11 protein-coding genes are annotated in these 11,392 nt (G+C 63.4%); 4 read left to right on the top strand and 7 right to left on the bottom strand.

Going from position 1 to position 11,392, the window contains the following annotated elements; translation table 11 throughout:
- Nucleotides 1-262: 262 nt before the first annotated feature.
- The gene (locus NKH71_RS17700) at nucleotides 263-769 is read right to left on the bottom strand and encodes an OsmC family protein (RefSeq protein WP_352895206.1); all 507 of its coding nucleotides are present in this window, start codon (nucleotides 767-769) and stop codon (nucleotides 263-265) included.
- A gap of 325 nt (nucleotides 770-1,094) precedes the next feature.
- Here NKH71_RS17700 and NKH71_RS17695 point away from each other — a divergent pair, with 325 nt between their 5' ends.
- A complete protein-coding gene (locus tag NKH71_RS17695) occupies nucleotides 1,095-2,003 on the top strand; it encodes a DMT family transporter (protein WP_023719842.1) in 909 nt (302 codons plus the stop codon).
- A 199-nt stretch (nucleotides 2,004-2,202) separates the two neighbouring features.
- Here the strand turns inward: NKH71_RS17695 and NKH71_RS17690 are convergent, their stop codons facing one another.
- Nucleotides 2,203-3,057, bottom strand: coding sequence for a LysR substrate-binding domain-containing protein (locus tag NKH71_RS17690; RefSeq protein WP_352494864.1), 855 nt, complete (start codon nucleotides 3,055-3,057; stop codon nucleotides 2,203-2,205).
- Nucleotides 3,058-3,171: 114 nt separating this feature from the next.
- Between NKH71_RS17690 and NKH71_RS17685 the strand changes: the two genes are divergently transcribed.
- Entirely contained in the window at nucleotides 3,172-3,579 is a 408-nt protein-coding gene (locus tag NKH71_RS17685) for a tautomerase family protein (protein ID WP_352481829.1), read from the top strand.
- Between the two features lie 149 nt (nucleotides 3,580-3,728).
- Complete coding sequence (locus NKH71_RS17680; protein WP_352895205.1) at nucleotides 3,729-5,951, top strand: AMP-binding protein; 2,223 nt, start codon at nucleotides 3,729-3,731, stop codon at nucleotides 5,949-5,951.
- Between the two features lie 24 nt (nucleotides 5,952-5,975).
- Here the strand turns inward: NKH71_RS17680 and NKH71_RS17675 are convergent, their stop codons facing one another.
- The 3 genes from NKH71_RS17675 to NKH71_RS17665 form a co-directional block, all read right to left on the bottom strand.
- Complete coding sequence (locus NKH71_RS17675) at nucleotides 5,976-6,239, bottom strand: hypothetical protein (protein ID WP_023719845.1); 264 nt, start codon at nucleotides 6,237-6,239, stop codon at nucleotides 5,976-5,978.
- 174 nt (nucleotides 6,240-6,413) lie between these two features.
- Nucleotides 6,414-7,229 (bottom strand): CDP-alcohol phosphatidyltransferase family protein, encoded by an 816-nt coding sequence (locus NKH71_RS17670; protein ID WP_023719846.1) that lies wholly within the window; start codon nucleotides 7,227-7,229, stop codon nucleotides 6,414-6,416.
- A gap of 3 nt (nucleotides 7,230-7,232) precedes the next feature.
- Nucleotides 7,233-7,931 (bottom strand): phosphatidylserine decarboxylase, encoded by a 699-nt coding sequence (locus NKH71_RS17665; protein ID WP_023719847.1) that lies wholly within the window; start codon nucleotides 7,929-7,931, stop codon nucleotides 7,233-7,235.
- Nucleotides 7,932-8,196: 265 nt separating this feature from the next.
- Here NKH71_RS17665 and NKH71_RS17660 point away from each other — a divergent pair, with 265 nt between their 5' ends.
- The gene (locus NKH71_RS17660) at nucleotides 8,197-9,063 is read left to right on the top strand and encodes an SMP-30/gluconolactonase/LRE family protein (protein ID WP_023719848.1); all 867 of its coding nucleotides are present in this window, start codon (nucleotides 8,197-8,199) and stop codon (nucleotides 9,061-9,063) included.
- 5 nt (nucleotides 9,064-9,068) lie between these two features.
- Here the strand turns inward: NKH71_RS17660 and NKH71_RS17655 are convergent, their stop codons facing one another.
- Nucleotides 9,069-9,416 carry a hypothetical protein gene (locus tag NKH71_RS17655; protein WP_023719849.1) on the bottom strand — a complete coding sequence of 116 codons (348 nt, stop codon included), beginning with the start codon at nucleotides 9,414-9,416 and terminating at the stop codon, nucleotides 9,069-9,071.
- A gap of 88 nt (nucleotides 9,417-9,504) precedes the next feature.
- Nucleotides 9,505-11,391, bottom strand: coding sequence for an ABCB family ABC transporter ATP-binding protein/permease (locus tag NKH71_RS17650; RefSeq protein ID WP_352895204.1), 1,887 nt, complete (start codon nucleotides 11,389-11,391; stop codon nucleotides 9,505-9,507).
- Nucleotide 11,392 lies beyond the last annotated feature (1 nt).

Genomic DNA, 11,392 nt, shown 5'->3' with positions numbered 1-11,392 from the left:
GCCGCCGATGCTGCCAAAGTTCCCATCAGCCATCGCATCAAGAAATGCGCCTGGAACGACGACTATCTCATCAATGCCATCACTCATATGCGATAGCCCTGCCCTTGAGGGGGAGATGCCAAGTTTTTGCAAAGCCGGCAGGCCAGAGGGGGTCGCCACGCGTGGAGCGCCAGCCTCCATCTGCCGCAGCAGGCCGAGCCCCGTCGGACCAACCCCCTCTGCCCTGCCGGGCATCTCCCCCTCAAGGGGAGAGATTGGCACATCAGCGTCCCGCGCTTACCGTCAATTCGGGCTTCTGGCTGATGGTCTGGAGCACCACGCAGTAGCGCTCGGTCAACTTGATCAGCGCATCGATGCGCTCCTGCGGCTCGTCGGTGTCGAGGCCGAATGTCAGCCGGATGGCGCGGAAGCCAACCGGCGCATCCCTCGCCACGCCAAGCGTGCCGCGAAAGTCGAGATCGCCTTCGGCTTCCACCGTGGCGGCCCCAAGCTTGAATTCCAGCGCCGTGGCCACCGCCTTCAGCGTGACGCCGGCGCAAGCCACCAGCGCCTCCAGCAGCATGTCGCCGGAGCAGAGTTCGAGCCCGGTGCCGCCGGTCGCCGGATGCAGCCCGGCAATGGCGATCGCCCTGCCTGTCTCGACCTTGCAGGCGATCGATTGGTCGTCGATCGAGCCTTTGGCGCGGAGAGTAATCAGCGCGCGCGAGGCGTCGTCGCGATAGGCCTCCTTCAGCGGCGCCTGTATGGCCTTCAATGCGATCGCGTCCATTTCATTTCCCTCCCATAGTTGCCTGGCTTCGCTGCCTAACGGCGGTGTCGCCTGCCCCAAACGCAAGTCCCCGCTGGCGTAGCGCTTGGCAGGGTTTCGCCCCGTATAGCCTGACGATACGGGGAGCATCCAACGCCTTCACACCCTCTCTCGCAACACATTCGTAGGGCCGCCGGACATATGGCCGATATCGCCATCCTGGAAACCCGCGAAAGGGCTTCGCCGGCAGCCTGTTCACCTGGGCTGCCGGTCTGCTGTTTCGATGCACGACGCCTCGATCAAGCTGACACTATGGTGTCAGGACGGGGCAGCGTAGGCTGGTGAAATGACGGAATCGCTGGACATGTCAGGCACAGTGGAAAGCGCCCGCGAACGTACCCTTGGCATCATCCTGGTCTCGGCGTCGGCGGCCGTCTTCGGCCTCACCGGCGTGCTGACCAAATCGATCCATTCCGACCCGCTGACCATTACCTGCTGGCGCGGCTTCGTCGGCTCGATCCTGATCAGCCTCTATGTGCTATGGCGCCGCCAGCGCTCCGGCGGTCGCGACAGCCTGCGGCTCGGCTGGCGCGGCTGGCTGCTGGCGATCGAGGGCGCGCTCGCCAGCATCGCCTTCATCTCGGCGTTCAAGTTCACCTTTGTCGCCAATGTCGCCATCATCTACGCCACCGCCCCTTTCGTCACCGCGCTGCTGGCCCTCCTGTTGGTCCGCGAACCGTTCCGGCTGCAGACGCTTGCTGCCGCTGCCGTGTCACTATGCGGGGTGGCGATCATGGTCTGGTCGGGCTTCGGCACCGGCCATCTGTTCGGGGACGGGCTGGCGCTGCTGATGACGATCGGCAGCGCCCTCTACATGATCATGGTGCGCACCTTCCGCGATACGCCGGTGGTGTGGGCGGGTGCGGTGTCGGCATTCCTTTTGTTCGTGCTCGGCTGGTTCGTCACCGATCCGCTGGCCGTCTCGGCCAGGGACGCATTGCTTCTAGCCACCTTCGGCTCCTCGTTCGCGCTTGCCTCGATCCTGTGGACGGAGGGCGCCCGGCTCATTCCGGCGGCCGAGTCCGGACTGCTGGGTTCGGCCGAAGTGCCATTCGCGATCCTGTTCGCCTTCCTGTTCCTGGCGGAAATCCCGCCGGCAGCCAGCATGGTCGGCGGCGCAATCGTGCTTTGCGCCGTGTTCGCTCACGCCGGCCGTGACTGGCTGATGGCCAGGCAGCGCGCAGCGGATGCATGACCAAAATCCTCGCCACGCCCGAGGGCGAGTTGGAGGTCCGATCACGCGAAATCCGTGCCTGAAAATAAATTTGAAAAGTCATGGAACCATCATCGGGCTCAGGCATTATGGCTGCGACGGGCCACCCCCAAGTCCCCCCAAACCCCTCGGCCCGTCCTACTCAGAAGCCGACCGCAAGGTCGGCTTTTTCTTTGCTGACTCAACTGGCCAAGCCCAGGTTGCCGCTGAACAACGCGGCCAGATCCTGCGCCGGCCGGTCGGCATCCTCACGCAAGCGGATGGCGAATTCGGCGACCGGCACCGGCGGCAGATCAAGATCGCGCGGCGCCTCGACGATGCCGGAATGAGCGAAGCGCGCCGTCCTCAACGTCAAAGCGATGCCAGCGTGTACCGCCGTACGCAGGCCGGCAAGGCTGGCACTGCCGGCAGCAATGCGATAGCGGCGGCCGGCCGCATCCAGTGCACTGGTCGCTGCATCGCGAAACCCGCAATGGGGATCGAGCAGCGCCAAGGGCAATTCCTCTTGGCGGGTGGCCAAGCCGTTTTGTGAGCAAAGCCAGATCATTGGCTCTTTGAGCACGCCGACTTCGTCCCGCGTCGGCGCCTGTCGCATGGCAATGGCCAGATCAAGGGTGCCGGCTTGCAAAGCCTGCGCCAGTTCGGCGGAGCGGCCGACGCGCAATTCGATCCTGACGCGCGGATGGCTGACAGCGAAGGCCCTGAGAAGCTGCGGCAAGCCGCTGTCGGCGAAATCCTGCGTCGTGCCGATGGCGACGCGCCCATCGGCATGCGCCCCTTTGAGGGCCAGCCACGCCTCGCGGTGCGCAGCAAGAATGCGCCGCGCGTGGCCGACCAGATCCTCGCCCGCCGGCGTCAGGCCACGCCCTCGCCCCTGCGGCACCAGCAGCGGTTCGCCGACTACATCCTCCAGCCGCTGCATCTGCGCGGTCACCGCCGACGGCGAGCGGCCGACGATCGACGCAGCCTGCGCCAGCGAGCCGCTATCGACGAAAGCGAGGAAAGTTTTGAGGAGGTCGGGATCGAGCGCCTGCATAGTTCGACAATATCAAAGTATTTATCAAAAACAATTCGATTTTTCTGACGCAAGGACGATGGCATGATTTTCTCGACGGCGAAGAGACGCCGCTTGAAACCGAGCAGAAAAAACATGCCGATCATCAACGTCAGCGTTACCGGCAAGCCCGATGCCGCTTTGTCCGCCGCTATTGCCAAGGAGGTGACCGAACTGACGGCCACGCATCTGCGCAAGGACGCGACGATCACAGCTGTCGCGATTTCCTATCTCGACCCCGAGCACTGGTTCGCCGGCGGCAAGTCGCTGGCCCAGCACGGCGCCAACACGGCTTGGCTCGACATCAAGGTCGTCGACGGCACCAACACCAAGCTCGAACTGGAGGCCTATCTCCAGGCAATTTTTGCCGCATTCGGCCGGCTGCTAGGCAAGATCCATGAGGAAAGCTATGCCCTCGTGCACGAAGTGCCAGCGGCCGCGTATGGCTTTGGCGGCAAGACGCAGGAATTCCGCTTCATAAGCGGGAGGATGAAGGCGGCGTAGCTGCGATTTGTGGAGAAGGCAGCCGAGCCCACTGATAGCAGGAGAGACGGAAAAATGAAGCCGCATTGACGTTGATCCAACTTCGGCTAGGTTCTCACCCGAAGCGGCCACTGAAGAGCCGCGACGTGAGATTGTTGGGAGATGCGGCGATGATCCTGACACTGGCGCTGCTTGCGGGTCTTGTCACGGCCTGGCTGCTGATCGGCGTGGTGGAGAAGTTCCGCCTCGGCCTGCGCTTGAGCCAGGCGCTGCTCTACGTGCCGTTCAAGCTCGCCTACCGCATCAACGACGAGCGCATCAAGATTGCCCGCAAGTCGGCGGCCCCGATCATCTACGTCGTCTGGCATCAGTCGCGCCTCGAGCCGGCGCTGATGCTGTCGCTGCTGCCGGAGGACACGCTGCACATCCTCGACCCGGCTTCGGCCAGATCGCCTTGGCTGGAACCATGGCGCGAGCTTGGCCGCACCATCGCCTTCAACGCCGAGCATGTCTTCGTCAGCCGCAGACTGGTGCGGGTGCTGAAGGGCAAGGGCCGGCTCGCCGTTTACCTGCCGAATGCGGTCGAGCCCGACGTCAAGTCGTTTCGGTTGTTCCGCGCCATCACCCGTATCGCCATGCAGGCCGACGCTCGCAGCGTGCCGATCTTCGTTGCCGGCGCGCGCAGCCTGCCGGCGTCGCGGACGCCGGCAGACAAGGCGCCGCGCCACTGGTTCCCGCAGCTGTCGATCAGCGCGCTGCAGCCGATGACCATCGCCGAGCTGGTGGCGCGGAACCCCAATCAGGCCTCCAATACCAATGCGCTGTTCGATCGCTTCGCCGAGGCCAGGCTTTTTGGCAGTGATCTCGACCGAGGGCTGTTCCTTGCCATGCATGACGCCGCCGACCGTGTCGGCGCTTCGCACCCAATTATCGAAGACATCATCGGCGGTGCGCTGAGCTACCGGAAAATGTTTATCGGTGCCAGGGTTTTGGGCCGCCGCTTCGAGGCAATGACAGCGCCGAGCGAAGCGGTTGGGCTGCTCCTGCCCAACGCCAATGGCCTCGTGCTGGCGTTCGTCGGTGTTTTGTCGGCTGGGCGAGTGGCAGCAATGATCAACTATACCGCCGGCCCAGCGAGCGTCACCGCCGCCATCCGCACGGCGGTGATCCGCACCGTGGTCTCCTCACGCGCCTTTGTCGAAAAGGCCAACCTCGCCGACATAGTCGAGGCGGTGGAAAAGGGCGGAGCGAAACTGCTGTGGCTGGAGGATGTTCGCGCAAGCGTGACCGTGCTGGACAAGCTCGCTGCCGCCTTGCTGTGGCGATGGCCGTTGCAGCGCCAGGATGCAGCCAAGCCGGCGGTGATCCTGTTCACCTCCGGCTCGGAAGGCACACCCAAGGCAGTTGTGCTGTCGCACCGGAACCTTCTTGCCAATGCCATGCAGGCCGAAGCCCGCATCACCATCTCGCCGGTCGACATCCTGCTCAACGTGCTGCCGGTGTTCCACTCGTTCGGCCTGACCGGTGGCACCATCTTGCCGCTGGTCACCGGCGTAAAACTGTTCCTCTACCCCTCACCGCTCCACTACAAGCTTATTCCGGAGGTGGCGCGCAAGGTCCGGCCAACGGTGATGTTCGGCACCGACACGTTCCTCGCCAACTATGCCCGCACCGCCAAGGACGGCGATTTTTCCAGCCTGCGCTTTGTCGTCGCCGGTGCCGAGGCGGTGAAGCCGGAGACGCGCCGGGTTTATCGCGAACGCTTCCAGGCCGAGATCATCGAAGGTTTTGGCTTGACCGAGGCCGCACCGGTGGTTGCCGTCAACACCGCCATCCACGGTCGCGACGGCACGGTCGGGCGGCTGCTGCCGGCCATGCGCATGAAACTCGAACCGGTCGAAGGCATTAGCGACGCCGGCCGGCTGTGGCTCGACGGGCCGAACCTGATGATGGGCTACATGACCGCCGATCGGCCGGGCGAGCTACAGCCGCTCGAAGGCTGGCACGACACCGGCGATATCGTCTCGGTCGATCGCGAGGGCTTCATCACCATTCGCGGCCGCGCCAAGCGCTTCGCCAAGATCGCCGGCGAGATGGTATCGCTTGGTGCGGTCGAGATGCTGGTGCAGTCGCTGTGGCCGGAAGAGCATCACGCCGTGGTGGCGGTGCCGGACAGACGGCGCGGCGAGCGCCTCGTCCTGGTCACCACCGCCGACAGTGCCAATCCCGACGAATTGCGCGAATTCGGCAAGAAGGCCGGGGCGGCCGAACTGATGGTACCGAACGACATCGTCAAGGTCGAGGAAATCCCGGTGCTGGGCTCGGGCAAGACCGACTATGTCTCGACAAGAAAGCTGGCGCTCGAGAGGCTGGGACTGAGCGCTGCCACCTGAGGTTTTCCAGACCTTTCCAAAACTCTAGAGGACCACTACCGATAACAGCAGAATGACGCCGACGGCCATCATCAGCAGGCCCGGCCAATTCTGTGACAAGCCGAGAAAACGGAGCCCGCGCCGCCGCGGCTCCAGAGTCGGACCTGGTGTTGCGAGATTGGGCCTCGGGCTATCCGGCGCGGTGGAGACAGCGGCCGGCTCACTGAGCCGCCCGCGCATGATGGCTGCAACCGCCATATATACGAGGCCGGCGACAGTCAGTAATGCGCCAATGAGGATGACAGCCATTTCTCGTATTCCGATGATTCTGGGCCCGATGCGGCAGCTTGCGCGACGTTGACGATCACGAGCAGTCGCTCAAACGGACCTACCGACACAAACGGTCAGGCGCCCAGCAAGTTCCGAAAACGTGGTTTTGAAGGGCGTTCCACAGCGCCGCGTGCGAAATTGGCACCAAATCTGTCAGCCGATGTCCGAGGACGGTACCTTCTCGCCTTCGCGCTTGGCGCGTCTGGAATAGGCGCGCACGCTGAATGGCAAAAACAGCAAATAGCCGGCAACCGAAGCCGTCAGCGTATACCAGGGATAGGTCATCAAAAGCAGGACGTAGAGGACGACTGCGAGGATGATCGGCAGCACTCTGTCGCCCGGTATCCTGACGCTCTTGCCGGAATAGACGGGCAGTCGGCTGACCAGCAGGAACGCCACCAATATTGTAAAGCCGGTGGCAATGAAGGCCGCCAGGCGGCTGGGTTCAAGGCCAAGCCTGAGGAAGAACAGATAGAGCGGCAGCATCACCAGCACCGCACCCGCCGGCGCCGGCACGCCAACGAAATATTCGGTTTGCCACTGCGGACGGTCGAGCTCTTCGTCGAGCACGTTGAAGCGGGCAAGCCTCATCCCACAGGCGATGGTAAACAGCAGCGCCGCGATCCAACCCGGCGAACCTGCCCTGTCGAGCAGAAAGGCATAAAGCACTAGCGCCGGTGCCACGCCGAAATTGACTATATCGGCCAGCGAATCCATCTGGGCGCCGAATTTGGAGGTCGCCTTCAGCATTCGCGCCAGGCGGCCGTCGATACCATCGAGGAAGGCGGCGAGCAGTACCATCACCACCGCCGGCTCGAAGCGGCCTTCGAAGCCGAAGCGGATGCCGGACAGGCCGGCGCAGATGGCAAGCACGGTGACCAGATTGGGCAGCACCATGCGCATCGGGATTTCACGGATGCGCGGGCCGCCGCCGCCATGCGCCTCGAATTTCTTGAACGGCGGGGCCACCGGTCAGGAGATCCGCACGAGCGGCGTTGCGGCAACGCCGCCGAATTCCGCCAGCACCGTCTCACCGCCTACCGCCGTCTGGCCAACGGCAACGCGCGGCGTCGCCGTCGAGGGCAGGAATACGTCCACGCGCGAGCCAAAGCGGATCAGCCCGAAGCGCTCGCCGGTGCCGATGGCGCCGCCGGTCTCGGCCCAGCAGACGATCCGCCGCGCCACCAGGCCGGCGATCTGCACCGCAGCCACCGTGCCGTTGGGGCTCTCTATGACCAGCCCGTTGCGTTCGTTCTCGGTGCTTGCCTTGTCGAGTTCGGCGTTGAGGAATTTTCCTGGCCGATGCTCGATTCTGGAAATGCGGCCACGCACCGGGGCGCGGTTCACGTGGCAGGAAAAGACATTCATGAATACCGAGATGCGGGTCATTTCGCCGCCGCCGAGGCCAAGCTCGCGCGGCGGCACGGCCGGGCCGACGGCCGAGACGATGCCGTCCGCCGGGCTGACAACCAGCCGGTCGTCGATCGGCGTGACACGCTCGGGATCGCGGAAGAAATAAGCGCACCACGCGGTCAGAATGAGACCGATCCAGAACAGGGTCGAGGAGAAATAGCCAAGAAAAAGCGTCGCCGCGCCGAACGCAGCGATAAAGGGATAACCCTCGCGATGGATCGGAACGAACGCATTTTTGATCGTGTCAACGAGGCTCATGGGATGAGGGCAACCTTGGTTCCAAGTCCGGCCTCAATAGCGGAAACACCCCTTCGCCGCAACGCGACAATCAGGCGGTCGGGTGTTGGCGGTCGTGCCGCCTCAGGGGCGTCCTTGGCAGCATCCGGACTGCCGAAGTGGTCAACCGGAAATATGTTGATTGCGATTGTCGGCACGAAGCCCCCACGCCCGTCCTTGGCAAGACAGCGCCTCTCATCGGCCTTTCGGCCGTGACGATTTGCGCAAACCCGGAGGTTCTCGGCCCATGCAGAAATCAGCAGCCAGGCAAGCGCAAGTGGTGATGAACGGTCTGGCCTTTGGCGAGTCGCCTCGCTGGCACGATGGCCGGCTGTGGTTCTGCAACTGGGGCACAGGCCAGATCATCGCCGTTGACGCCCTAGGCAACAGCGAGATCGCGCTCATCGTGCCGGCCACCCTGCCCTACTCCATCGACTGGCTGCCGGACGGGCGGCTGCTTGTCGTGTCCGGCCGCGAAGGGCTGATCCTCAGGCAGGAGGCTGACGGGACATTGGTCACCCATGCCGATCTGAGACATCTGTCGAAGAGCCCATGGAACGAGATCGTCGTCGACGGGCGCGGCAACATCTACGTCAATGGTGGTGGGCCGGCTCCGGCTTCCGGCCAGCATTTCGGCCCCGGCACCGTCGTGCTGGTTGCACCTGACGGCTCGGCTCGGCAGGTGGCTGAGAATCTCGCCTTCGCCAATGGCATGGCAGTGACGCCCGACAACAAGACGCTTGTCGTTGCCGAATCCCACGCCAACCGGCTGACCGCCTTCGACATCGCTGCCGATGGCCACCTTTCCAATCGGAGAGTCTGGGCCAATCTTGGCAACGGTTTTCCCGACGGCATCTGCCTCGATGCCGAAGGTGCCGCCTGGTACGCCGACGTTCCGAACAGGCATTGCGTGCGGGTGCGCGAGGGCGGCACAATGCTCGAAAGCGTCGACGTCGATCGCGGCTGTTTTGCCTGCATGCTCGGCGGCAGCGAGGGAAAAACGCTGTTCATCGTGGCCGCCGAATGGCGCGGCTTCGAACATATGATCAGCGATGCCCGTACCGGCCAGGTGCTCAGCATCGAGGCTACCGCGCCGGGAGCAGGCTGGCCATAGAGAGCTTACACCGCGGGAATCCGCTGGTAATTGGCGATATCGGCCCTGACGCCAAGTCGCGCAATGGTCTCCTGAGGATTGAAGCCGATGCGCTCATGCGCGGCCTTGATGATCGGCACGACCTTATCGACAGCGGCCTGCCCTTCCCATTCGACAATGGTCACGAGGTTGAACTCCCCCGGCCCCGAGAATTGCTCGAGCAGGAAATCCTGGACGAACCCTTGCTGCTGGCGCAGCAATTCATGCGTCATCCGGACCTTGGCAAGAATCTCCTCGCGAGCGTTGGCCGGAACGACAAACTTGTCCACCCGGAATACGCTGCCGCCACTAACTGCCTGATTTATCCCATTCATATCGATTGTCTCCGTTTTTGAACGACGCATCTTGCTACGATCCAAAACGGCCTACGATCTCAACTTAAGTTGAGGTCAAGCACGAATTTCAGCTCACCTCCGAGGTGCGGCGGCGGACGACGACGCCGAACTCGTCGCTTTCGCGGGCAATGCGCAGCCGCTCCTCGGCCTCGCTTGCCTCGCGCTGCCGGTCCCACATCGATGCATATAGGCCGCGCTTGGCCATCAAGGCGGCATGGGTGCCGCGCTCGGCGATCTGGCCGTCCTGCAGGACGATGATCTCGTCGGCCGAAATCACTGTAGACAGTCGATGGGCGATGACGAGGGTGGTGCGGCCCTGGCTGACCAGGTCCAGTGCCGCCTGGATCTCCTGCTCGGTGTGGCTGTCCAGCGCCGAGGTCGCCTCGTCGAGCATCAGGATCGGCGGTGCCTTCAAGATGGTGCGGGCAATCGCCACCCGCTGCTTCTCGCCGCCGGACAGTTTCAGCCCGCGCTCGCCCACCATTGAGCGATAGCCGTCGGGCAGCCGCTCGATGAACGGTCCGATCTGGGCCAGTTCTGCCGCCTTGCGCACATCCTCCTCGCTGGCGCCGATGCGGCCGTAGCGGATGTTGTAGGCGATGGTGTCGTTAAACAGCACCGTGTCCTGCGGCACCATGCCGATGGCGGCGCGCAAGCTCTCCTGCTTGACGTCGCGAATGTCCTGGCCGTCGATCAGAATCGTGCCACGCTGAATGTCATAGAAACGAAACAAAAGCCGCGAAATGGTCGACTTTCCGGCTCCGGAGGGGCCGACGATGGCCACCGTCTTGCCGGCCGGCACCTCGAAGCTGATGCCCTTCAGTATCTTGCGGTTGGGGTCGTAGGAAAAATGCACGTCACGAAACTCGACCTTACCGGCATCGACGACCAGTGGCTTGGCGCCCGCCCGATCGACGATCTCGCGCTTGACGTCGAGCAGATCGAACATGTTTTCGATGTCGGTCAGGCCCTGGCGAATTTCGCGGTAGATCATGCCGATGAAATTCAGCGGCACCGAAAGCTGCATGAGCATGGCGTTGACGAAGACGAAATCGCCGACGCTCTGCGTGCCTGCCTTCACCTCAAGCGCCGACAGCACCATGACGACGGTCATGCCGATGCCGAAGATCACGCCTTGGCCGAAGTTCAGCCAGCCAAGCGAGGTCCAGGTCCTGGTCGCCGCCACCTCATAGCGCGCCGTGGAACGGTCGAAGCGCTCGGCCTCCATGGCTTCGTTGTTGAAATATTTGACTGTTTCGTAGTTAAGCAGCGAATCGATCGCCTTCGTGCTGGCTTCATTATCGCTGTCGTTCATCTCTCGGCGGATCGAAATACGCCAATCGCTCGCCCTGACGGTGAACCACACATAAAGCCAGACCGTGACCGCGATCACCAGCACGTAAAGCCAGCCATAGGTGACGGCGAAGATGCCGGCGGTGAGCGCGAATTCGACGATCGTCGGCGCCGTCGCCAGCATGGTGAAGCGGACGATCGTCTCGATGCCCTTGGTGCCGCGCTCGATGACACGCGACAGGCCGCCGGTGCGCCGTTCGAGGTGGAAGCGCAGTGACAATTCATGCATGTGTACGAAGGTGCGGAAGGCGAGCCGGCGCACGGCATGCTGGCCGACCCGTGCAAACAGGGCGTCGCGCAACTGGTTGAAGCCGAGCTGCACCAGCCGCACGGCATTGTAGGCGACGACCAGCATGACCGGCGCCAGCAGGAAGGCCGGCAGCGGCGGCGGAGATTTGGCGTCGCCGGCCAGTGCGTCGGTCGCCCATTTGAAGAAATAGGGTCCGGCCACCAGGGTCAGCTTGGCGGCAACCAGCAGCACGGTTGCCCACACCACCCGCGCCCTCAGGTCGGCGCGGTCGGCCGGCCACATATAGGGCCAGAGATTGCGCAACGTTCTGAAGGTCGAGCCGGAATCGGCGGAAACGTTTTTCTCGGCCATT

Origin of the sequence: Mesorhizobium sp. M0983, from assembly GCF_040318975.1 — a bacterium.
Taxonomy (GTDB): domain Bacteria; phylum Pseudomonadota; class Alphaproteobacteria; order Rhizobiales; family Rhizobiaceae; genus Mesorhizobium.
Note: the sequence above shows the minus strand (reverse complement) of the source record. Positions and strands in the feature narration are given on the sequence as shown.

What these genes read in the sequence shown, in the direction of transcription:
- NKH71_RS17665 (WP_023719847.1), bottom strand. Translation starts at nt 7,931, where the DNA reads ATGAGCCTCGTTGACACGATCAAAAATGCGTTCGTTCCGATCCATCGC.
- NKH71_RS17695 (WP_023719842.1), top strand. Translation starts at nt 1,095, where the DNA reads ATGACGGAATCGCTGGACATGTCAGGCACAGTGGAAAGCGCCCGCGAA.
- NKH71_RS17675 (WP_023719845.1), bottom strand. Translation starts at nt 6,239, where the DNA reads ATGGCTGTCATCCTCATTGGCGCATTACTGACTGTCGCCGGCCTCGTA.
- NKH71_RS17655 (WP_023719849.1), bottom strand. Translation starts at nt 9,416, where the DNA reads ATGAATGGGATAAATCAGGCAGTTAGTGGCGGCAGCGTATTCCGGGTG.
- NKH71_RS17680 (WP_352895205.1), top strand. Translation starts at nt 3,729, where the DNA reads ATGATCCTGACACTGGCGCTGCTTGCGGGTCTTGTCACGGCCTGGCTG.
- NKH71_RS17700 (WP_352895206.1), bottom strand. Translation starts at nt 769, where the DNA reads ATGGACGCGATCGCATTGAAGGCCATACAGGCGCCGCTGAAGGAGGCC.
- NKH71_RS17685 (WP_352481829.1), top strand. Translation starts at nt 3,172, where the DNA reads ATGCCGATCATCAACGTCAGCGTTACCGGCAAGCCCGATGCCGCTTTG.
- NKH71_RS17660 (WP_023719848.1), top strand. Translation starts at nt 8,197, where the DNA reads ATGCAGAAATCAGCAGCCAGGCAAGCGCAAGTGGTGATGAACGGTCTG.
- NKH71_RS17690 (WP_352494864.1), bottom strand. Translation starts at nt 3,057, where the DNA reads ATGCAGGCGCTCGATCCCGACCTCCTCAAAACTTTCCTCGCTTTCGTC.
- NKH71_RS17650 (WP_352895204.1), bottom strand. Translation starts at nt 11,391, where the DNA reads ATGGCCGAGAAAAACGTTTCCGCCGATTCCGGCTCGACCTTCAGAACG.